This is a genomic window from Paenibacillus sp. FSL R7-0302 (assembly GCF_038006885.1).
Taxonomy (GTDB): domain Bacteria; phylum Bacillota; class Bacilli; order Paenibacillales; family Paenibacillaceae; genus Paenibacillus_AQ.
This window is the reverse complement of record NZ_JBBOWB010000001.1, coordinates 1,108,907-1,131,430: the sequence shown is the minus strand read 5'-3', so window position 1 is coordinate 1,131,430 and position 22,524 is coordinate 1,108,907. Positions and strand designations below refer to the sequence as shown.

The 22,524-nt window shown below is 54.3% G+C and carries 23 protein-coding genes; 1 reads left to right on the top strand and 22 read right to left on the bottom strand.

Annotated features, from left to right (window positions below; genetic code table 11):
• Positions 1-112: 112 nt before the first annotated feature.
• On the bottom strand, positions 113-1,087 hold the full coding sequence (locus tag MKY96_RS04895; RefSeq protein ID WP_340938912.1) for a CgeB family protein: 975 nt from the start codon (positions 1,085-1,087) through the stop codon (positions 113-115).
• Between the two features lie 216 nt (positions 1,088-1,303).
• Between MKY96_RS04895 and MKY96_RS04890 the strand changes: the two genes are divergently transcribed.
• Positions 1,304-1,636: a hypothetical protein gene (locus MKY96_RS04890; RefSeq protein WP_340938911.1), complete on the top strand. Its 333-nt coding sequence runs from the start codon at positions 1,304-1,306 to the stop codon at positions 1,634-1,636.
• A gap of 95 nt (positions 1,637-1,731) precedes the next feature.
• On the opposite strand, the gene MKY96_RS04885 is transcribed toward MKY96_RS04890, so the two are convergent.
• The 21 genes from MKY96_RS04885 to MKY96_RS04785 all read right to left on the bottom strand — a co-directional run bounded on the left by MKY96_RS04885 (position 1,732) and on the right by MKY96_RS04785 (position 22,423).
• Positions 1,732-2,217, bottom strand: a complete 486-nt coding sequence (locus tag MKY96_RS04885) for a DivIVA domain-containing protein (protein ID WP_036690176.1) — start codon at positions 2,215-2,217, stop codon at positions 1,732-1,734.
• 131 nt (positions 2,218-2,348) lie between these two features.
• Positions 2,349-3,131: a YlmH family RNA-binding protein gene (locus tag MKY96_RS04880; protein WP_340938910.1), complete on the bottom strand. Its 783-nt coding sequence runs from the start codon at positions 3,129-3,131 to the stop codon at positions 2,349-2,351.
• A 4-nt stretch (positions 3,132-3,135) separates the two neighbouring features.
• Entirely contained in the window at positions 3,136-3,408 is a 273-nt protein-coding gene (locus MKY96_RS04875; protein ID WP_340938909.1) for a YggT family protein, read from the bottom strand.
• Between the two features lie 4 nt (positions 3,409-3,412).
• On the bottom strand, positions 3,413-3,856 hold the full coding sequence (locus tag MKY96_RS04870) for a cell division protein SepF (protein WP_036690181.1): 444 nt from the start codon (positions 3,854-3,856) through the stop codon (positions 3,413-3,415).
• Positions 3,856-4,551: a YggS family pyridoxal phosphate-dependent enzyme gene (locus tag MKY96_RS04865; RefSeq protein ID WP_340938908.1), complete on the bottom strand. Its 696-nt coding sequence runs from the start codon at positions 4,549-4,551 to the stop codon at positions 3,856-3,858. The genes MKY96_RS04870 and MKY96_RS04865 overlap by 1 nt, the downstream gene beginning before the upstream one ends.
• A 4-nt stretch (positions 4,552-4,555) precedes the next feature.
• Positions 4,556-5,413: a peptidoglycan editing factor PgeF gene (gene pgeF, locus MKY96_RS04860; protein WP_340938907.1), complete on the bottom strand. Its 858-nt coding sequence runs from the start codon at positions 5,411-5,413 to the stop codon at positions 4,556-4,558.
• A 103-nt stretch (positions 5,414-5,516) separates the two neighbouring features.
• Positions 5,517-5,861, bottom strand: coding sequence for a YlmC/YmxH family sporulation protein (locus MKY96_RS04855; protein ID WP_209871931.1), 345 nt, complete (start codon positions 5,859-5,861; stop codon positions 5,517-5,519).
• Between the two features lie 166 nt (positions 5,862-6,027).
• Entirely contained in the window at positions 6,028-6,810 is a 783-nt protein-coding gene (gene sigG / locus MKY96_RS04850; protein WP_036690188.1) for an RNA polymerase sporulation sigma factor SigG, read from the bottom strand.
• 78 nt (positions 6,811-6,888) lie between these two features.
• Complete coding sequence (sigE, locus tag MKY96_RS04845) at positions 6,889-7,611, bottom strand: RNA polymerase sporulation sigma factor SigE (RefSeq protein WP_036690190.1); 723 nt, start codon at positions 7,609-7,611, stop codon at positions 6,889-6,891.
• Positions 7,612-7,619: 8 nt separating this feature from the next.
• Entirely contained in the window at positions 7,620-8,588 is a 969-nt protein-coding gene (gene spoIIGA, locus MKY96_RS04840) for a sigma-E processing peptidase SpoIIGA (protein ID WP_340938906.1), read from the bottom strand.
• A 214-nt stretch (positions 8,589-8,802) separates the two neighbouring features.
• Positions 8,803-9,666, bottom strand: a complete 864-nt coding sequence (locus tag MKY96_RS04835) for an Rpn family recombination-promoting nuclease/putative transposase (protein ID WP_340938905.1) — start codon at positions 9,664-9,666, stop codon at positions 8,803-8,805.
• 125 nt (positions 9,667-9,791) lie between these two features.
• On the bottom strand, positions 9,792-10,910 hold the full coding sequence (gene ftsZ / locus MKY96_RS04830) for a cell division protein FtsZ (protein WP_036690196.1): 1,119 nt from the start codon (positions 10,908-10,910) through the stop codon (positions 9,792-9,794).
• A 63-nt stretch (positions 10,911-10,973) separates the two neighbouring features.
• Positions 10,974-12,236, bottom strand: coding sequence for a cell division protein FtsA (gene ftsA, locus MKY96_RS04825; protein ID WP_036690197.1), 1,263 nt, complete (start codon positions 12,234-12,236; stop codon positions 10,974-10,976).
• Between the two features lie 316 nt (positions 12,237-12,552).
• Entirely contained in the window at positions 12,553-13,317 is a 765-nt protein-coding gene (locus MKY96_RS04820; protein WP_340938903.1) for a cell division protein FtsQ/DivIB, read from the bottom strand.
• A gap of 66 nt (positions 13,318-13,383) precedes the next feature.
• Positions 13,384-14,667: a UDP-N-acetylglucosamine 1-carboxyvinyltransferase gene (gene murA, locus MKY96_RS04815; protein WP_340938902.1), complete on the bottom strand. Its 1,284-nt coding sequence runs from the start codon at positions 14,665-14,667 to the stop codon at positions 13,384-13,386.
• A gap of 185 nt (positions 14,668-14,852) precedes the next feature.
• Positions 14,853-15,968, bottom strand: coding sequence for an undecaprenyldiphospho-muramoylpentapeptide beta-N-acetylglucosaminyltransferase (gene murG / locus MKY96_RS04810; RefSeq protein WP_340938901.1), 1,116 nt, complete (start codon positions 15,966-15,968; stop codon positions 14,853-14,855).
• Positions 15,969-15,973: 5 nt separating this feature from the next.
• Entirely contained in the window at positions 15,974-17,071 is a 1,098-nt protein-coding gene (gene spoVE / locus MKY96_RS04805) for a stage V sporulation protein E (RefSeq protein ID WP_036724276.1), read from the bottom strand.
• Positions 17,072-17,120: 49 nt separating this feature from the next.
• Positions 17,121-18,542 carry a UDP-N-acetylmuramoyl-L-alanine--D-glutamate ligase gene (gene murD, locus MKY96_RS04800; protein WP_340938900.1) on the bottom strand — a complete coding sequence of 474 codons (1,422 nt, stop codon included), beginning with the start codon at positions 18,540-18,542 and terminating at the stop codon, positions 17,121-17,123.
• A 3-nt stretch (positions 18,543-18,545) separates the two neighbouring features.
• Positions 18,546-19,511, bottom strand: a complete 966-nt coding sequence (gene mraY, locus MKY96_RS04795; RefSeq protein ID WP_340938899.1) for a phospho-N-acetylmuramoyl-pentapeptide-transferase — start codon at positions 19,509-19,511, stop codon at positions 18,546-18,548.
• A 15-nt stretch (positions 19,512-19,526) separates the two neighbouring features.
• Positions 19,527-20,936 carry a UDP-N-acetylmuramoyl-tripeptide--D-alanyl-D-alanine ligase gene (locus tag MKY96_RS04790; RefSeq protein ID WP_340938898.1) on the bottom strand — a complete coding sequence of 470 codons (1,410 nt, stop codon included), beginning with the start codon at positions 20,934-20,936 and terminating at the stop codon, positions 19,527-19,529.
• Positions 20,936-22,423 carry a UDP-N-acetylmuramoyl-L-alanyl-D-glutamate--2,6-diaminopimelate ligase gene (locus tag MKY96_RS04785; RefSeq protein WP_340938897.1) on the bottom strand — a complete coding sequence of 496 codons (1,488 nt, stop codon included), beginning with the start codon at positions 22,421-22,423 and terminating at the stop codon, positions 20,936-20,938. Before MKY96_RS04785 ends, MKY96_RS04790 begins: the two co-directional genes overlap by 1 nt.
• Positions 22,424-22,524 lie beyond the last annotated feature (101 nt).

The window sequence follows — 22,524 nt, the reverse complement described above, 5'->3', positions numbered from 1 at the left end:
GACTAAATTTTCAAATGGAGGACAGAATACCGCTCGTAATCTATGGGCAAACCTGAATAGACGCCTAACAGCATGGCTGTTAAGAGTCTATCAGGTCCGGTAAATCCGTCTATTAAGCTTGCACGTTCATCAACAAATCATGCAGCCGGTGCTCAAAGGTATGGGCTGCCAGCACCTGCTGCCTCGCTGCTTCAGCGATCCGCTTGCGCTCATCGTCATGTGCCATGTAGTAATGGATCTTCTGCAGTAAATCATGCTTATCCTGATACGAAACCACCTGTGTGCCTTCTTCAAACTGCTGACGGAGCCCGCTCTTATAATCTGTAAGCTGGAACGCTTCACAGCTGGCCGCATCGAAGGTGCGGTTGTTGATGCTTGTGGCGATAATCCCCGCCCGGTTCCGGTTGTACTTCTCAGCGGAGGGCCGGTGGATATTCAGCACAATTTTCGCCCCGTTATAATAATTGGCAGCCGTTTCCGGCGGAACCCAGGCATTCACCAGCTCCACATAGCGCTTAGCGTTGTGCTTCCATTCATGATAGTACCGCCCCCACCCCCGCCCCACCAGTTGGATACGATAGGCTGTGCCTGCAAGTAAGGCTTCTATAAGCTCAATCCGGTTACTGTAAGGCACGCCTACTAAGCAGAGATCACTTGTGTACTCCTCGGATACGACTGCGGGATGAAACAGATTCGGGTCTGTGCCAAGAGGCAAATGATAGACACGCGGATGACCCAGCGCCCGATAATGCTCCAATGCAGCCTGGTCAATGGTGAACATATAATCGAAATAAGCAATCAGCGGAATCGTCCAATCCATGTAATAAGGGTCCTCTGTCATCCATACCGCCGACTTCACCCCGGATTGTCTGATGAACTCCAGCACCGGCTGCGCAACCTTCAGACCGCCTATAAGCAAAATCAGTTCCGGCTGCCACGAATGCTGTTTAAGCTTCAATCCATTCAACACACTGCCAGGCTGCACAGCTCTGCAATGATGCCCCGCTTTCTGCAAAGCCTCTGTGATACGCTGTTCGAAGAAAGAATACACACCCTGGAAGCCTGAAGTTATCAATAGGATATTCATAGCTATCACCACCATAAGTCCGATATTTTTCCAGTCTATAGGATGTTGTCTCTAACATATTATTCACTCAAAACATAGGATGGAACTATGCCATCGTAGGGAGGTGAAAAAATGCCGTATACCCTAGTTGAATTTGCCAGGAGTGTCGATACCAACCTATCGTTTGGATCTACCATTCCAATCGACGGGACCCAACGCCTGATTTTAGAATTCGGTATGGCTGTTTCTGCTCCAAGCAATTTTGTAGAGCTCACTACAACGGTTGGCTGGCTGGTTACGAACGTGTTTGCTACACCGCCCGTTCAGCCCACGCTCCTGCTTGAAGTGCGTCTGGATGGAAACCTCGTCGGTAGTGCCGAACAATCCGCCATCCCGGGGGATGAAGATGAGACGGTTAGAATGACAACCATGTTCCAGACCATCCTTACCGATCTTCCTGAAGGCTATTATGCGTTTCAAGTCTTTGCCTCCAATCTGGAGGATCTCCTAGGCGAAATTAATCTGGGTGGCCCTACCCACATTACAGGCAAAGTATTCGTACCCGTTTAAAAGGCACAAAAAAACTCCTTAGCTTGAGGTCTTGATTGACCTGTTGCTAAGGAGTTTTTGTGTATTAGGGGTACAAGCTAATCATCATCTTAGGCTCAGAGCGCGTTCTCGCTAACCTCACGGCTCTCCAGCGCATTCCAGTCATCCTGGGACAGCAGCTCCAGCTGGGCTTCCAGCAGCGTCCGGAACCGGGTACGGTAGATCGAAGCCTGCTTGCGCAGCTCCTCGGTCTCGATCGCCACCTTGCGGGATTTGGACAACGCTTCGTTGATAATCCGGTCGGCGTTCTTCTCCGCTTCCTTGAGGATCAGCTGGGATTCCTTCTTAGAGTTGTTCTTGACATCATCCGCAGCCTCCTGGGCCACAAGAATAGTCTTGGACAGGCTTTCTTCAATATTGACGAAATGATCCAGGCGTTCCTGAAGGGTTAACAGCTGGTTGTGCAGTTCCTTGTTCTCCCGGATCACACTCTCGTAATCCTTAATCACCTGATCCAGAAATTCATTGACCTCATCTTCGTCATAACCGCGGATTCTCCGGGAGAATTCCTTGTTATGTATATCGAGCGGTGTTAATGGCATGCTGTGCACCTCCTAGAAATTTCGGTGAAGATTATAGATGAAAGACAATTACCGGCGCACGGCCTGCTAAATGTCCATGATTCCCTGAGATTATCAATTTCGACAAGCACAGCTGTAATCCTGCAAAGACTTCAGACAAATTTGCCTACCAAAATCCGGTAACGGCCCTTCTTCGTCAAGCTGCCGATCTCCAGCACCTTGAACCGTCCGAAGCCCTGGATAGAGACCATGTCCCCGTCCTTCAGCGAGCAGGACGGGTCTTCCTCGACCTTCCAGTTGACCCGGACGCGCCCGGCCTTGATTGGGGCCAGAATCTTGCTCCGGCTCAGCCGTGTGACATCCGCTGCAATCCCGTCAAGCCGGAGGGAAGCCACTGTGAACTCCATCGCCTCCAGCTTGACCTCACTGCTGCGCAGGCCGGATAACGGCAGAATCTCCGTACTGACGTTAATCCGGTGTACACCGGTCAAATGAATGGACAGGTAATCCGCGATGTCAGCAGCCACCACTACGTGGCAGCCGTCTTCCAGCACATGAATATCGCCGATCTTGCCTCTTGTGATGCCCAGTCCCAGGATTGCTCCCATATAATCCCCATGCATAAGCGAGAGAAATTTCTGTTCGCCTGAGGTGATATTCAGCACGCTTAGCTCCATATCCTCTTCCGTGAGGTCACGGTAATCTGGAGCCACCAGCCCCCGCTTCCGTTCGGCATCCGAAGAACCGCCCTCCCAGCGCACAATCACATCGGGATGGCGGTTCACCAGACTCTGCAGAATATAGGCCTGACGGGGGTCCAGGAATTCGGTCAGCTTCGTCTCATGATACTCCCCAGCATTCGTGACCCACTCCCAGGCCTTGTCCACAAACGGCCGCTCATCCGGGTGGAAATGCCCGTAGATTTCATTCTTCATCGGATTAGCCGAAGACCGAGGTTACGATAGACTGAAGCCCGACTGCGGCAAAGCGCAGCATGATAATCGCGACAATCGGGGAAATATCCAGCGTTCCAAACAGCGGAGGGATAATCCTCCGGAACGGTGCCAGATACGGCTCCACCAGCTTGCCCAGTAGCTCGCCGATAAAGTTCTCACGCAGATTCGGCAGCCAGGACATCAGAATGTATACGAGAATCATGTAATAGTAAATCTGAAATAGGATGAATATAATTGAAGATACTTCGTTTAACACCTGCTCACCTCATTCTGTTGTAATCTTGCTCGTCACCCAGGATCTCGGTAATGGAGCCTTGAATCTCCACGGTGTCCGGTGTGCACATAAATATATTGCCCCCAATTTTGGATATTCCTCCACCCAGAGCATAAACAGTTCCGCTGAGAAAATCAATAATCCGCATCGCCTGGTCATTGCGCACCCGCTGCAGGTTAATTACTACCGTGCGGTGTGAACGCAGATGGTCGGCAATCTCCTGCGCCTCGTCATACGAACGCGGCTCGTAGAGCACAACCTTCACATTTTTTTGGGAATGAATGCTGACGACGTTGGCCCTCTGATTCTTGCGTGTTTCTACAGGGGCGGGTTCGTATTCATCCTCATCGCGGGAGATTTGCTCCCGTTCCACAATCTCCTCTTCCTCCTGCAAGCCCAAGAAACTCATAAATCGGTTCATCACGCCCATCATTCTCCCTCCTCATGACCTACTAATACCGTTCCCAGGCGTACCCGGGTGGCTCCTTCCTGTATCGCCACTTCAAAGTCATTCGACATGCCCATCGACAGCTCTTGTATTGGCTCAGGTGTCAAGCCCAGGAGATTCAGCCGGTCACGCAGCTCACGGAGTCCGCGGAATACCGGCCGGGTCGCCTCGGGGTCTTCCTCGTGAGGAGCCATCGTCATCAGTCCGATGACCTTCACCCGGTCAAGCGGGGCGATCTCCCTCAGGAAGTCCTCCACCGCTTCCGGCGCCAGGCCGAACTTGGTATCCTCGCCTGAAATATTCACCTGCAGGAACACCTTCACATCAAGTCCCGCAGCTTCCGCCTTCTTATGCAGCTCCCTGGCCAGCGACAGCCGGTCCAGAGAGTGAATATATTGAAATTTACCGATAACGTCCTTCACCTTATTCGTCTGCAAATGCCCGATAAAGTGCCATATTCCCTTATGTCCAAGCGCATTCCATTTCGGCTCCGCATCCTGCCAGCGGCTCTCGGCGATCTCCTCAAGACCGGCCTCCAGCACAGCGGCAACCGTATTCAGCGATACGTATTTCGTTACCGCAATCAGCTTGACTTCACTGGTATCCCGGCCGCTGGCCGCGCAGGCCCGTGCGACACGTTCCCGGGTAGTGGCTATTCTTTCTTGTAGCGAGGCCAAAATGTCAACTCTCCTTTATTCCGATCCAGCTCGTCATTCTCCCAGTGACCCCGTTTTCCTTCCGGTAGGAGAAGAACAGATCACTGTTACAGCTTGTACACCAAGTTGTACATTCGATATGAGTCGGCAATATTCCTGCTTTTATCATAATGCGTTGATTCAATTCTTTCAAGTTCAGCATCACTTTGCTGCTGTCTGTCTCCGATGGTCTATATACAGCCCGCGCGCCTTCTGCCGCAGCCGGCAGGTTCAGCCCGGCCTCCAGGCGGCGGACAGGGTCCATTACATAATCATCCACCTCATAGCAGCAGTCACCGATGGAAGGCCCTATAGCGGCCTGTATGTCCTCTGGACGGCTCCCGTACGTCTGTCCCATGCGCTCCACCATCGCCGCCGCGATTTCCGCCACGGTCCCCTTCCAGCCAGCATGCGCCAGCCCTACCACGTGGTTCAGCGGATCATGGAAGAACAGCGGCACACAATCAGCGTAAAAAGAAGTCAGCAGCACCCCGGGCACATTCGTCAGCAGCCCGTCCGTGGCCTGAAAGGCAGAGGCCCGGTCCAGGCTGCCCCGGCCCCGGTCCTGTTCTGTAATGACTGCGATCTCTTTGCCGTGGGTCTGTTCCCCGCAGGTCCAGTCGGCCAGCCTGAAGCCCAAACTCACAGCCAGCAGGCTGCGGTTAGCCAGCACATCCGCCGGATCATCGCCTACATGAAAAGCACAATTGAAGCTGTCATACGGCTTCGTGCCGCTGCCGCCTGCTCTGCCGGTAAAGCCTGCAGTAATGCTCTTATAGGGCTCACGCCACGGCTCCAGATGCAGCAGCATGGGCGCTGCGCCATTTTGCATAAACGGTTCCATCTCTTCACCTCCGCTTAAGTGTAACACAAACTCATCCCACACCGTCCATTTCTCAACCCACCCTATGACTATACCCATAAAGGCAGAAAAAAGACGCACCTCATTAATAAGTGCGCCGTTCACTGCGGTCCGGCCGATCCAGGTACATCATCTCGCGGTCTTCCTGTCCCTGCGGTATGCGGGGCTCCTCCAGCTTCACGAGCACGACATCCGCCCCGATCTTCACGATATTCCGCCACGGAATCACCAGATCGGCGCCGCCGCCGAACAGCCCCATGAACCGGGTATACCCCGGGACAATCACAGCGTCAATGACGCCTCTGCGCAAATCCAGCTCCAGATCGCTGATCTGGCCCAGCCGTTTACCGTCCACAATGTTGATTACATCTTTGGTTTGAAAATCGGAGATTTTCATCTTTTTACCCGAAGCTGACGTTTCCTCAATCATCCTGCCACCCCTGTACATTCAGACCTATAGCTTCAGTATATGTCCTTAGGGCTTGGCCGCATGACTGTATTCCAGAGCCTTAGCGCCCCGGACATATAAAAGGATATCCCGGCTGGCCGCTAGGTGCCGCCATCCGGAATATCCTCCGCTCATTTATAGACTGTGGTCAGGACTTTACATGCTTTTGCATTTGCTGGATCGCTGATTTCTCAAGCCGTGAGACCTGGGCCTGTGAGATGCCAATCTCGTCGGCGACCTCCATCTGGGTCTTGCCTTCGAAGAAGCGCATCGACAGAATGCGTTTCTCCCGCTGCCCCAGCCGCTGCATGGCCTCCCGGAGCGCAATCTCCTCAATCCAGGAGACATCCTTGTTCTTGTCGTCGCTGATCTGATCCATCACATAGATCGGGTCCCCGCCGTCATGATAGATCGGCTCGAACAGGGATACCGGGTCCTGGATCGCATCAAGCGCGAAGACAACATCCTCCTTCGGAACGCCGAGCGCTTCGGATATTTCGAAGATCGTCGGCTCCCGCGAATTCTGGTTCGTCAGGCTGTCACGCACCTGCAGCGCCTTATAGGCAATGTCGCGCAGGGAGCGGGATACCCGGATCGGGTTGTTGTCGCGCAAGTAGCGGCGGATCTCTCCGATGATCATCGGCACCGCATAGGTGGAGAACTTGACATTCTGCGATAAATCGAAATTATCGATGGCTTTCATGAGTCCGATGCAGCCTACCTGAAACAAATCATCCACGAACTCTCCACGATTATTGAACCTTTGAATCACGCTTAGCACAAGCCTGAGGTTGCCATTTACCAATTTCTCTCTGGCGGATCGCTCGCCCTGCTGCTGCAGCGAAGTGAACAATGCCCGCATTTCCACGTTCGTGAGAACAGGCAGCTTGGCGGTGTCCACACCGCAAATCTCGACTTTATTTCGGGTCATGATGATTAACCTCCCAAGGAGAAACATTACTGTACATTATCTCCCCGGTCCGGCATTTTATTCCTCAGCTTTCATCACTTACACCATCTTGTTGAACTCCTTGCGCAGCCGCTTGATAATTCGTTTCTCCAGGCGCGAAATATAGGATTGGGAAATGCCCAGCAGATCGGCCACATCCTTTTGCGTTTTTTCCTCGCCGCCCCGCAGCCCGAACCGCAGCTCCATAATCAGCCGTTCCCGTTCGCTAAGCTTCTCCAGCGCCTTCTGCAGCAGCTTACGGTCGACCTGCTCCTCGATGTTGCGGTAGATCGTATCGTTCTCCGTGCCCAGCACATCCGAGAGCAGCAGCTCGTTGCCGTCCCAGTCAATATTCAGCGGTTCATCAAAAGAAACCTCGCTTCTGGTCTTGCTGTTGCGCCGCAGATACATCAGAATCTCATTCTCGATGCAGCGCGAGGCGTAGGTGGCCAGCTTGATTTTTTTCTCCGGATCAAAGGTGTTGACCGCCTTAATGAGTCCAATCGCGCCAATAGATACCAGATCCTCGATGTTAATGCCGGTGTTCTCGAATTTCCGGGCGATGTAGACCACCAGCCGCAGGTTACGCTCAATCAGCATAGCCCGGACCGCCGCATCCCCGCTGGAGAGCCGCTGGAGCAGAAATTCCTCCTCCTCGCGTGTCAGCGGCGGCGGCAGCGCTTCACTTCCCCCGATATAATAAATCTCCTGGCTCTTCAGACCGAGCAGAAACAGCATGCGGTAATACTGCAGTTGCAGCACAAGCTTGAATTTAACCATTATTGTTCCTCCTATAGGTTACTTAGCCCCATCACCTTGTCAGCCGGCGCTTCTGGAACACTCTCTTTATGGGTCAGGTCAGGATGTATGACCGCCCGGTACGCGCCGTCTCCCGACAGTGTCCCGCCATCCAGCCCGATGAGTACCCTTGTGCTGCAAAAGGTATCACCGCCAAGCTCTATCCTCACCTTATCCGGCTTCAGCGCGAGCATGAAGGATGCCCCGCGGTTGACGCCTCTGTACGGCACCAGCCGTACCCTGTCCTGCCAGGCGAACGACTGCCCGTCCGTTTCCAGTACAAGTGTATCTGCACCCGTCTGGGTCAGCCTCCCTTTCCAGGAAGCCGGCAAATGGCCCTCCCACAGCGAGGCTTCCATCACCATCACCGGAATCCTCGTCAGCGGATCGCTGAGCCGGTTCCCGGTATCCAGCAGTCCGGGGCAGGTAACTGATACTCCGTCGATCTCCACCGTCACTTCCCCGATATAGGAATCCAGTTGCTCTCTTTGCCGGCGGGAGGACTGGATCAGCTTGAAGAGCAGCAGCACCAGCGGAAGCAGGGCAAGCACGAACCAGAACCCGATCTTCAGATGGTAAGCTTGGCCTCCCGAGGAGGTGAAGATCATGCCCTTCCAGATGTCACCAGAGCTTTGCAGCAGATAATGAACGCCTATGATCCCTCCCGCCGCCGCAAAATTAATGATATAAAACGCCCCAAATGCCCGAAGATAGCTTTGCAGACTTCTAAATCCAAAGGCTATCCAGATCATCAAAACCGATAAACCGAATTTGACGAGAAAGGTATACAGAAAGGACAGCTCCGGTACAAACATCATGACAACATAGAGAGCCCCCGCCAGCGCTGAGAGTGTCAGCCGCCACCAGGACACCTTGTGCTTAACCAGCCAGCTTGTCAGCCACAGCAGGACTCCGTCGATCAGCAGATTGGCGGCAAAAATCAAGTCAATATACACAACCATCGCTCTCACCTGCCTGCAAGCGGATATCTATCCGGAGGCCGGGGTGCAGGCTCTCTTTTTAGACGATATGATTAGTATAGAAACTCCCGCATCCAAAGTCTGTCTAAACATGGGGGGCGTTCTTGCAGTTTTTTTGTCGAGTTATAGGCCTTGAGAGGAACTTCAGCGCACAACAAAAGCCAGCCTTAAGCGGCTGGCTTCATTCGTGCCGGATTTAATTGTTGATAGATTCCAACTCTTCTTCGGAGAGTCCGGTGGCCTTCTGCACTGAAGGATAATCCATTCCCATAGACAGGAGATTCTTTGCTATAACCCGTTTGGCTTCTAACTCACCTGCCGCTGCACCTTCCGCCACTCCCTTGGCGAAGCCTTCCCTAAGCGCACCATCACGCTGTGAAGCTTCGTCCATCAGAATCTTCTGGCGGTCCTCATATTTACGGCGGGCTTCTGAATCCTGACTCAGAAATTCCAGTGTCTCCATCGCCTTCTTCAAGGCTGGCTCGTTCATTTGCAGCACCTCCCAATCAGAGTAGTCAATCCCTTTCAAGAACAGCAGCCAGTTCACAAGGCCGCCCTCGCCGGGCTTAGCCGGCTGGTTCAGCTTGGGCAGCTCCAGGAAATGAATCTCGATATCATCTGTCAGCGGCGCTCCGCTGCTGTCCTCCCGCAAATGAAATACACTGTGTGTATGTTCATTAGGGAGTACCTTATAATTCAGAATATTGATGGTCACACATTTCTTGAGGTCTATATATTTGCCGCTCACCTGAAGCTGGCCCGCATACCTTTTGCTCCAGTAATACAAGGTCCGTTTCTCAATATCATATTTGTTAAACAGCTGCATCTCAATATTAATCAGCTTGCCGTCTACAGACTTCGCCCAAATGTCAAATATCGATTGCTTATCCAGCGGATCATCCTTATCCGTATAGGGATTGAGCAGCACCACTTCCTCCAGCGGAAGATCGCCCGCATCCAAGAATATCTGGTTCAGAAAAGCGAGCAGTACATCCTTGTTGCCCTCGCTTGCAAATATCCGCTTAAATACAAAATCCACCCGGGGGTCCAGCATTTCCATGGTATCGTCTCCCGTTAACGTTATTATACAGCCTGAAAAGCAAAAAAACACCATACCCCGCAGTTCAAAGCTGCGTGATACGGTGCTTCCGTAACAGTCTAAGCTATAATCGCTATTGATGGCTCTTAATCATTATTGCCGCGTGTCCGGTTGCGCAGGAAGGTCGGAATATCCAGCTGATCAGAGCTTGTCTGATTCCCGAACGGACGAAGATTCTCACTCTTGCTCTTATTATCAGCAGCGGGTTCGCTGTTTGCCGCAGGACGGCGTACAGGTGCTATGGGAGAAGGCTTGTGTTCAAAACCGGTCGCAATAACCGTAACCTTGATCTCGTCCTTCATGCTCTCTTCGATAATGGCACCGAAGATCATATTCACTTCAGGGTCCGAAGCAGAGGTAACAATCTCGGCAGCTTCATTCACTTCGTACAGGGAGAGGTTAGAGCCGCCTGTAATGTTCATAATGACGCCGCGTGCACCTTCAATGGAGGTTTCAAGCAGCGGGCTCATAATCGCCTTGCGGGCCGCCTCAGATGCACGGTTCTCACCGGTGGCAATCCCGATGCCCATAAGCGCTGAACCGCGCTCCGTCATAATCGTCTTCACATCGGCAAAGTCAAGGTTGATCAGGCCGGGAACCTGAATAAGGTCGGAGATGCCTTGTACCGCCTGACGGAGTACATTGTCCGCTTCACGGAAGGCTTCGAGCATTGGAGTCTTCTTATCCACAATTTCCAGGAGGCGGTCATTCGGAATCACAATCAGCGTATCAACCTTTTCCTTGAGCGCTTCGATTCCGAGCTCTGCCTGGTTGGCACGTTTTCTGCCTTCAAAAGTGAACGGGCGGGTCACGACGCCTACCGTCAATGCTCCGCATTCTCTGGCGATTTCGGCAATGACAGGCGCTGCGCCTGTTCCGGTACCGCCGCCCATGCCTGCGGTAACGAAGACCATATCCGCGCCCTTCAGCGTATTCGAGATCAGATCGCGGGATTCCTCTGCCGCCTTTTTGCCGACCTCAGGATTCGCTCCTGCGCCAAGTCCGCGGGTCAATTTATCCCCGATTTGTAATTTATGCTCCGATTTGGCCATATGCAGCGCTTGGGCGTCTGTATTAACCGTGATGAACTCAACACCCTGAACGCCATTTTCAATCATCCGGTTCACAGCGTTGCTTCCGCCGCCGCCGACGCCGATGACTTTTATTTGCGCCAAACTCTCCATTTCAAAATCAAATTCCAACATATTGTTTCCATCTCCCCCTCGAGTAGTGCTTGGATGGCCAGTCCAAGTATATCTGGATTACACTTATATGAACTCGCTAAACATATTCTTTAGTCGTTCCACCAGACCCGGCTTCTTGGAAGAATCCTGAACCGGCGCTGCGCTCTGCTTGCTGCGGTTAACGGTCTTCTTGTTGGCACTTCCGCCGCTGCTCCGTCCGCGGTAGTTACGTACCACATTATGAAGGATGCCTACGCCGCCCGTGAAGCCGGGGTCGCGTACTCCAATATAATCCGGAACAGCGATCCGTACGGAGGCTGCCAGCTCGTTCTGGGCCACCTTAAGCACCCCAGGCATCGAAACTGTACCACCCGTAAGTATATAACCTCCCGGGAGCTCCGTATAACCAAGCCGCTTCACTTCCTGGCGGATCAGGTGGAAGATTTCCTGGACTCTCGGCTCGATAATCGCCGCCAGATCTTCCTGGTTGAATTCCTTCTCTACATTGCTGCCGATACGCAGGACCTTGAAAACGACCTCCGAAGCGGCATCGTCGATCCAGGCACAGCCGTATTTCAGCTTGACCTTCTCGGCCTGGTCGGTAAGTGTCCGAAGTCCGTACGCAATATCATTGGTTATGAATTCTCCACCGATCGGAATCGTGGAGGTTGCACTAAGGGAACCTTCTTCATATACGGCTATCGTGGCTTGTCCGGCACCTATATCCACCAGTACAGCCCCCATCGATTTCTCATCTTTGGAGAGCGCTAATCCGCCAGCCCCGAGAGACATAAGGACAAGATCTTTAACCTTAAGACCTGATTTCTCCACGCAGCGGAGCAGATTATGTATGGGGGTCTTGGCACCGGTAATGATCGTGGCCTCCACTTCCAGGCGGACGCCGATCATTCCGCGCGGGTCCTGAATGCCTTCAAGGCCGTCTACGATATACTGCTTGGCGACAACATCAATGACCTCGCGTTCAGGCGGGAGTGCAATGACCTCCGCTGCCTTGATTACGCGGTCGATGTCATCTTCGCCGATCTCACGGTCCTCATTCTGAACGGCAACTACGCCATGGCTGGATTGCAGGCCGATATGGTTGCCGGAAATGCCGACATACACCTCGGATATTTGAATACCGACCATTTGCTCCGCATGCTCTACGGCACTCCTGATCGATTGCACAGTCTGATCGATGTCTACAATCGCACCCTTGCGTATCCCTTCCGAATCAGCAGATCCAACGCCAATAATATTGAAGGTTCCACTAGTAACTTCCCCGATTATTGCCCGAACTTTGGATGTACCGATGTCCAAACTAACAATGATGTCATTGTTGCTCAAGCCCTATGGCACCTCCTGTTATAATCATAATAAACATGTCTTTGATCCCGGTCGCGGGAAACATCTCTGTACATATTCAACATCCCTAATCCTTTCCCTCTTTTTTCAACAAATTTTTTGAGAGGAATAATATGACAAGGTATTCACGTGCAGGCAGGCGCCCTCCGCTTAGCGGGATCAGCACCTGACATTCAAACAAGGAAAACAAGAGAACAACGGCTATATATCTCAAAAAATCCGCAGAAAAAAGAGGGATATTGCTTATTGCCCGTAAAACAGATTGTAGCATTTATTCCGCTCTATTAGTAGGGACTATTTACTCTTGTGTCTCTGCGTCTTCCCCGTTGTCCCCGGCTTCGGTATGGAACGGAACATAGGAATCCGCCTCCAGCATTTTGATCAGTCCCGGCTCCTCCGTCTGAATCACCTGATTCAAATAGCCTACTTTATTCTTCAGCAGGGAAATGGCCGTAATAACCTCAAAACGTGAACGTGTATAGAGCTTGATCCGGTCAGGAAAAGATAACGTCGGGGAAGGCACGATCTCCGATATATCACTGGTCAGCTCATTTGGAATTTCGGCCAGCGCCTGGCACAGCTTGGTCTTATAAGGATCGTCAGCCTTCCAGTTGGTCAGTATCGGCTTCTCCACGGCAATTCCGGTATCCGTCACAGAGACTGCGGTCCCGCTCGACAGTATAGCCTCCAGCACGCCTGCCTGGTCCAGCTCATAGGCAACCGCCGGGTACTCCTTCACAGTGATCGTAACCACACCGGGGAACCTCTTGCTCACTTGCGCCTCCTGAACCGTCTTCAGCTCCTCCAGCGCCTTCCCCACAGTATCTCCGGAGACTGCGAAGAACTGTCCTCCGATCTTCAGACCGCTTGCAGCCAGCAGCTGCTCGCGGGACGTATATTTATCCCCCTGCATTTCAATGGCTGTAATCTTGCTGATCGACGAACGGAAGAAGATTACAGCCAGCAGCGCAGTGAACAGCAGTGCCAGGATAATGATGATTTTACGGTTTTTTCTCTTGCTAGGCTTGTCCTCTTTCAAAAGAGGTATTCGCGTTTTTGGCATTCTCATAATCTCCGTAATAAGGCCCTGTCTCCTTCCTCACGGCTACGCCGAAGGAGACAGGGAGCTTTAATTGGCCAAATCCAGCGGGTCAGGCACAGGCACCTTGCGGCTAATGCGTGCTCCCAGCTTCTGAAACAGTAACTCAATGCCGTCGTATCCCCGGTCAATATGATGCGCCTGCTCAACAATAGTCGTTCCCTGAGCAGCCAGCCCGGCGATTACAAGGGCTGCTCCTGCCCGCAGGTCAGTAGCCTCAACCGTTGCCCCGTACAACCTCTGAACGCCGCGTATGAAGGCCCTGTTCAGATCAATGGAGATATCGGCTCCCATCCGGGCCATCTCCTCCACATGCTTGAAGCGCCCTTCGAAGACCGTTTCCTTAATCACACTGAATCCTTCTGCCAGGGACAATAGAACCATAACCTGAGACTGCAGGTCCGTAGGAAAGGACGGATACGGAGAGGTAACAATTCGCTCAACCGCACGGGGACGTCCCATACAGCTGATATTAATTATATCATTGCACACTGTAATTTGAACACCGGCGCGCCTCAGGATGTGGATCAGGGAGGTCAAATGTCCTGCATTGGTGTGTGTCAGCGTCACATTGCCCCGCGTGGCGGCGGCGGCAATCATCACGGTTCCGGCAACAATCCGGTCGGGGATCACCTCATAGCTGCAGGCATGGAGCTTGCGGACACCCTGAATGGTGATCGTATCCGTCCCTGCGCCGATAATCTGTGCCCCCATCGCATTGAGGAAGTTCTGCAGGTCCTGGATTTCCGGCTCTCTCGCTGCCCCGGAGACGGTGGTCGTGCCCTCGGCCATGGCGGCGGCCATCATGATATTCTCCGTGGCGCCCACGCTGGGATAATCCAGATGGATATCACAGCCTCTCAAGCTGGCAGCCCGGCAGCAGATCCGGCCGCCGGACTCCTCAATCTCTGCCCCGAGCAGCTTCAGGCCCTGCAGGTGGAGGTCAATCTTGCGCTCCCCGATGGCACAGCCCCCCGGCTGATAGATCGTCACTTCCCCGAACTTGGCCAAAAGCGGGCCCATCAGGAATATGGAGGATCTCATCTGCCGCATCAGGTCCTCCGGAACATGAGAGGTCAGGAGAAAGGATGTATCGACGGTGACCGTCTCCTCTTCATGTACTGTCCTGCAGCCCAGCCGCTGCAGAATATGCAGCATCGTTTCGATGTCCAGCAGCTTCGGCACATTATGCAGTGAGTGAACTCCTTCGGCCAGCAGGCTGGCTGCCAGAATGGGCAGTGCCGCATTTTTTGCTCCATGGATACGTATGGTGCCTGACAGGGGGTTTCCACCCTCAATCACCAATTTGTCCAATGTATCACCTCCGAGATTACCGCTCACCCACCGTAAGCACTTCCTGCACCACGGTCCTGCAGAATCGGCCGGAACGAACTCCGTTTCCGAATCTCAGACATTAAGAAGCGCTCTGGGTGATTGTCACGATTATAGGATCATCCTATGTTCGGAGCTCCGTGTGTGTGACAATGTCAGCCCGGATTCTAGCGTTCCCGTCCTGCGGCCAGCCTGCGGAGCTCGCTGACAACCAGGGAGGCGGAATCTCTTTTGCCGAGGCGTCTAGAGGCCTCCGACATGCTGTGACGCAGCGTATCCGCTCCGATGATCTTCTGAACCGCTGTGAACAGCGCCTCGCCGCTTAAGTCCTTCTCCAGCAGTACCACTGCCGCACCTTCACCTTCCAGCGCTCTGGCGTTGGCTTCCTGATGATTGTTCGTTACATTGGGAGATGGAATGAGGACAGAGGGTATGCCAAGCGCGGTAATCTCTGCGAGAAAAGAGGCGCCTGCCCGGTTCACGATCAGGGAAGTGCAGGCCAGCACCTCAGGCATATTGTGAACGTAAGGGAGGACATGCAGCCAGTTCGGAATACCGCCCAGCTGCTCGCGTACCGCTTTGCGGGTATCCTCGAAGTAAGACTCTCCGGTGACATATACATAGTGAACACCATTACCCTTACCCACAAAGGGTGCCATTTCAATCATGGCACGGTTAATCGCCTTGGCTCCTCCGCTTCCTCCGACAACCAGCACCACAGTGCTTCCTTCGGGGATACCGAGTGAAGCGAAGCCTCGCTGCGGATTAGCCGTCATGACCGTAGTGGCCCGGGGATTGCCCGTATAGATTACATTCTTGGCCCCGGGAAAAGCAGGCTCTGTGCCTTCAAAGCTCACCGCGACCGTGCTGGCATACCGGCTGAGAAAGCGGTTGGTCAGTCCCGGAATCGCATTCTGTTCATGGATCAGCGTCGGGATACCGAGCCGGGAGGCTGCATACACCACAGGTCCGCAGACATACCCCCCGGTGCCGACAACTACATCAGGCTTGAACTCGCGCAGCATGGCTTTGGAGGCTTTGACCCCCTTCAGGAACCGCATGACCGTCTTCACATTATCCATCGACAGCTTGCGGCGGAAGCCTGTAATATCAATGGACTGGAAAGGCAGATTCTCCTGGGGAACCAGCTTGCTCTCCAGACCTCGCTTGCCTCCTATATACAGGAAGACAGAATCCGCATCTTCGGATTCCAGTTGTCTGGCTACGGCAACGGCAGGATAGATATGTCCTCCTGTGCCGCCGCCGCTAAGTACAATACGCATGTCTTTCACCTCGCATAACGGGATAAATTAAGCAGAATGCCAAGAGCTGTGAGCATCAGGGTGAGCGATGAGCCGCCATAGCTGATGAGCGGAAGCGTGATGCCGGTTACCGGAATCAGGCCGATTACCACACCGATGTTGATGACGACCTGAACCGCCACCATACAGACGATTCCTACGGCAAGATAGCTGCCGAAGCGATCCGGCAGGCTCATGGCTACCTTCATTCCGCGCCAGATCAGCAACAGGAACAGCAGCAGCACGGCCAGCCCTCCGATGAATCCCAGCTCCTCGGCCAAGATGGAGAAAATAAAATCAGTCTGCGGCTCCGGGACATAGCTGTATTTTTGCCGGCTCATCCCGAAGCCCAGTCCGCCCAGCCCGCCGGGACCCACCGCGTAGAGCGACTGAATGATCTGATAACCCGCGCCCAGCGGATCGGACCACGGGTCCAGGAAGGCGGTGATCCGCTGCAGCCGGTAGGGTGCAGCGGCAATGAGTCCGGCGAACCCGGCCAGTCCCAGCGCACCAAGGGAGAGCAGATGCTTCATCCGCGCCCCCGCAGTGAAGACCATCATCATAGCCGCACCGAACATGACAGTGCCTGTGCCGAGATCCGGCTGCAGCATAATCAATGCGAACGCGGAGCCGATCAGCGCAAGCGGCGGAAGCAGCCCGCGCATGAAGCTGGAGATGTCATACTCCTCGGTTCCAAGCCACTTGGCCAGGAAGAGGATCATCCCCATTTTCATGAATTCCGAGGGCTGAATGCCGAAGGAGCTGATGCCGAGCCAGCTGCGCGCACCTCCGCGAACCACGCCGATGCCGGGAATCAGCACCAGCACCAGCAGGGCGAAGCACACCAGCAGGAGCGGCCGGGCGAACCTTTTCAGCACCAGATAATCGGTGTTCGCCGTAATGAACATCGCGATGAGGCCTAGGCCTGCGAACAGCATCTGTCTTTTGACAAAATAAAACGAATCGCCATAATTGCGGAAGCCCAGAACGGACCCGGCACTGTATACCATTACCATACCGATAGCCAGTAAAGCCAGTATCGGAAGCAGCAGCCAGATATCGGGCGCATGACGGGATTTGTTCATCAGGAGCACACCTCTTGCATCCGTAGTAGGGGCTTATCCACCCCCCTACTTAAAGGTTATGCACCGCCTCTTTAAAAATACGCCCGCGCTCCTCATAGGAGGTAAACATATCCCAGCTGGCACAGGCAGGGGACAGAAGAACTACATCCCCCGCTTCCGCCAGGGCGGAAGCCTCCCGCACAGCCTGCTCCAGCACGGCAGCGGCACTCTCCCCATTATCGACGGAGATGACCGTCTTTACTCCTGCCAGCCGGGCTACAGCCGCCAGCTTGTCCCGGGTCTGTCCAAGCGCCACCAGGGCTTTGACATTCTCTCCGAGGACAGGCAGCAGCTCCATATAATCCGAGCCGCGGTCCAGACCCCCGGCGATCAGAATGACCGGCTTCCGGAAGGAGGCCAGCGCCATGGAGGTAGCTTTGGAATTGGTAGCCTTGGAATTGTTATAATAGGCGGCACCTGCCTTGTCTGTTACATACTCCAGCCTGTGCTCCACCCCGCGGAAGGAAGCCAGCACCGGACCCAGCACCGCCGGGTCCGCTCCTGCGGCAATGGCAATGCCGCAGGCAGCCAGCGCATTCCCCACATTGAAACGGCCGGGAAGTCCGATAGAATCAACATCGGCTATTTCGGTCTCGTTCCCGGTGTAATCGCGGCAGATAATGACCCGCTTCAGCTCGTCTGCCGTATCCGCCACGTAGGACGGGCGGACGAAGATGCCCTGCACCAGCTCCTCGTTCATGGAGAAGGGCAGAATGCCCGCCTTCAGATAGGGTACCAGCTCGCGGCAGACCGGATCATCCCAGTTCAGCACAGCGGTATCCTCCGGTCCCTGATTGGCGAACAGCTTCGACTTGGAGGCTACATAATCCTCCATGCCTCCATGGTAGTCCAGGTGGGTCTCCGCCACATTCAGCAAGGCAGCGATTCTGGGCCGGAATGCTTCGGTGCCCTTCAGCTGGAAGCTGCTTAGCTCGACCACCATCCAGTTGTCCGCGTCAGCCTCCTGTGCGGCCTGAGAGAGCGGCGTTCCTATGTTCCCGGCCACAATGGGGCGCATCCCTGCTGCCTCCAGCATATGGCCCACCCAGGTCGTTGTAGTGGTCTTGCCGTTGGAACCGGTGATGCCGATCATCGGGGCAGCGCAGAGATGATAAGCTACCTCTACCTCGGTCACCACCTCAATCCCCAGCTCCAGCGCCTGCTGCACCGGAGCGACCGAATACGGAATCCCCGGATTCTTGACAACCAGCTGCACACCCTCGTGGATCAGGCTCTCCGGATGCCCGCCGCATAGAACAGAAATTCCCAAAGATTCCAGTTCGGAAGCTTCGGGACTCTGATCTCTTTCCTTTTTATCATTGACCGTCACCACAGCGCCGTGTTCATGCAGCACCTTGGCCACCTGGACGCCGCTTTTGGCGAGCCCCAGGACGACCACCTCTTGACCACGGTACAGATCCGGATGTTTCATTCGTTACAACCCCTTGATGAGATATAGTCCAGCTGCCGCCAGCACGAGGCTCACCGCCCAGAAGGAGACGACTACACGCCACTCCGACCAGCCGCCCAGCTCAAAGTGATGATGGATCGGGCTCATTCTGAATACCCGTTTGCCGCGCGTCTTAAACGAAGCGACCTGAATAATTACGGACAGCATTTCAACCACGAAGACTCCGCCAATCACCACAAAGAGCAGCTCGGTCTTGGTGACAATAGCAATCGCGCCAATTGCCCCGCCGATCCCGAAGGAGCCGAAATCGCCCATGAACACCTTGGCAGGATGGGCATTGAATACGAGAAAGCCAAGCACTGCGCCAATCATCGCAGCGGCACAGACACCAGCGGCAATCGAGGTTGCCTGCATGGCTACCACCGCGAAGGCAGCGAGCGCAATTGCGCTTACGCCTGACAACAGACCATCCACACCGTCCGTGAAGTTAACGGCATTCGTGACCGCCATCATCATCAGCACAATGAACGGATAATAGAACCAGGGGCCCCAGTCGAAGCTGAAGGAGGTTCCCGGAACGCTGATATTCGTATGATGCCCGGAAGAGATCAGCAGAACACTGAGCACGACGCCGACCAGCAGCTGGCCCAGCAGCTTCTGGCGGGCCGTAAGCCCGAGGGAGCGCTTGAACACAATTTTGATATAATCATCCAGGAAACCAATGAGTCCATAGCCCAGCGTAGCAGCCAACAGTACATAGAAGTCGGAATTAATGACCGAGAATTTCAGAAAAGACAGCGTGAACGCGACCATGATAATTACGCCGCCCATGGTAGGGGTTCCCGCCTTCTTCAGATGGGTCTGGGGCCCGTCGTCACGAACCTGCTGTCCCAGCTTAAGCCGGCGCAGCAGCGGTATGATCAGCGGAGCGGCAATGACCGCAAGGATAAAGGACACAGCAATAGTCAGCAGAAGTAATTGATAATCCATGGGTACACCCCTCCTTTAGTTAGCATTCGCTTCAGAATGTTCTTTCAAGCGCTGTAGCACTTCTTCCAGCCGCATCCCTCTGGATGCTTTGAACAACACAACATCGTCATTGCCGCACTTCGCGTTCAAGGCATCGATCAAGGCTTCTTTATCTGTAAAAGCATAGATATGCCCGGCCTCAAACCGCTCCGAGGCCGCCGCCGCAAGCTGCGCCGACAGCGGGCCGAAGGTGAATACGTCATCCGTCAGCTCCGGATCGATATAGCTGCCGATCTGCCGGTGGAACTGAAGCTCCTCCGGCCCGAGTTCCAGCATGTCCCCCAGGACCGCGATTCTGCGGCCGCTGCATTTCATGGACTGCAGCACATCAATCGCCGCTCTCATGGATGTAGGACTGGCATTATAGGCATCATTCAAGAGCACCAGCCCGCTTGCCGCCTGAATAACCTCAATCCGCATACCGGTCAGCTTGAGGCCGCTTAGTCCTTCTGCTATATTCTCACCCGTCACCTTATAATGACGCGCCACTGCAAGCGCAGCGAGCGCATTAATTACATTATGCTGCCCCGGCAGCGGAAGGGTGAAGGCCCGCTCCCCATGCTGCAGCGAGGTGAAGGTCATTCCCCCGCTGTGCGTCATCAGGCCGGTCGGATAATCATCATTGTCAGCCGACTGCCCGAAGCGGAAGGTTAGCAGCCCTTCAGGCGTGCGGAAGCCTGGCTCTGCCAGAACCTCGGCAAGCAGCGGCTCATCCCCGTTATAGATCAGCAGCCCGCCTGGCTGAAGTCCGTCCACAATCTCCAGCTTAGCTCTGGCAATCTCCTTGCGGGAGCCAAGCTGGAGCAGATGGGATTCGCCGACATTGGTAATTACCGCTACGTCAGGAGAAGCGAGCAGAGACAAGAGGGCAATCTCTCCCCGTGAGCTCATGCCCATCTCCAGCACAGCGATCTCAACATCGCTGTCCATGGAGAGAATCGTAAGCGGCAGGCCGATATGATTGTTGAAGTTCCCTTGGGTCTTGTGTACCTTGTACTGCACTTCCAGCAGTGCCGTAATCATATCCTTGGTCGTCGTCTTGCCGTTGCTTCCCGTTACGGCAACCACCTGGGGGACCACCTCAGCCAAATAGGCGGAGGACAGCTTCTGCAATGCTTCTAAAGTGTCCTCTACCAGTATAATCCCGCCGCCTGCGGGTGCAGGCCCCTTATCCCTCTGCCAGAGGGCAGCGGCAGCTCCTGCCGCCAGCGAAGCGGCCGCATAGTGATGGCCGTCGAAGTTCTCTCCAACGAGCGGGACGAACAGGCAGTCCCGCGATATTTTGCGTGAGTCGGTTACGACTCCCTTAATCTCTATATCCTTAGCTTCGGACGAGGACAGCTCTCCTCCGCACATTTCCGCGACGTTATGCAATGTTCTAATCATCAATAGCTTCGGCCCCTTATCACTTCTTTGGCAACGATGCGGTCATCGAAATCATGCACGACTCCCTTGATCAGCTGATAGGTCTCGTGACCTTTCCCCGCAATCAATACTACATCGCCGGGGCTTGCCATTTCAACAGCTTTTGTGATGGCTTCCCTCCGGTCCGGAATCATCTCATAGCGCTCGCGCGCCACGCCATCCTCACGCAGGCCCGCCTCAATATCGGCCAGAATCTGCAGCGGGTCCTCCGTCCGCGGGTTGTCGGAGGTGACCAGCACATGATCGCTGTATTTGGCAGCTATTTTGCCCATGAGCGGCCGTTTGGTCGTATCGCGGTCCCCGCCGCAGCCGAAGACAGTCAGCACCTTTCCTTGCGCAAACTCCGTAACAGCCTTCAGCACATTCTCCAGACCGTCCGGCGTATGCGCATAGTCAACGATTACCGCGAAATCCTGACCGGCATCCACCGATTCGACTCGGCCGTCCACGCCGGACACCGACTCCAGACTGGCCTTGATGTCCGCAAGCGGCACATCCTCCAGCAGCGCAGCCGTAATCGCCGCAAGCGCATTATAGACGTTGAACTTGCCGACCATGCGAAGCGAAATATCCGTCTCACCCTTAAACGTCTCCACGTGGAAAAAAGTTCCTTTGGAGGTGATCGATATTTGCGAGGCCCGGACATTTGCAGCCCTGTCGATACCATATGTAATGACCTCCGCTGCGGTCTGGGCGGCAAAATAGGCGCTGGCTTCATCGTCGGCATTCAGCACGGCATATTTGCGTTCTTCCTTCCACGGGGAGATCACGTTGCCGAGCCGTGAGAAGAACAAGCCCTTCACTGCGCGGTACTCCTCCATCGTATGGTGGTAATCCAGGTGATCCTGGGTCAGATTCGTAAAGATCGCGGTGCGGTAGTCGGTCCCTTTCACACGGCCCTGCTGGAGGGCATGGGAGGATACTTCCATTACACAGCACTGCACGCCCTTAAGCGCCATATGATTCAGGCTGCGCTGAAGCTCCAGCGATTCCTGAGTCGTACCGGACATCGGATAGCTCTGACCGTCATACCGCATCTGGATTGTACCGATCAGGCCAGTCTTCACCCCATGATCCTGCATGATCCGTTCAATCAGATACGTAGTCGTGGTCTTGCCGTTGGTACCGGTGATGCCGATCAGCTTCATCCGGCTGCTCGGTGAACCGAAGAAGGCATTAGACAGCACAGACATGGCATACCGGCAGTCATCCACCACGATCTGCGGCAGGTCAATGTCCAGCTTCCGTTCGCAGACCAGGGCAGCCGCGCCCTTGGCAGCAGCCTGAGGTGCGTAATCATGTCCGTCCACTGTATGTCCGGGCAGACAAATGAACAAATCGCCCGGACCCACCTTGCGTGAATCGGCCTGCAAATCTGATATTTCTATGTCTCCGTCCCCGTATAGACGGGAAGCAGCCAGACAAGAAGAGAGCTCTTTAATTAACATACCTATCCCTCACTCTGCATTTGTACTTGTAAGTTTTTCAGTAATGGGATTACCGTGACTCCAGAGAAGTTTTGGGCTTCCGGCCGCTGTTGTCCCCAGAT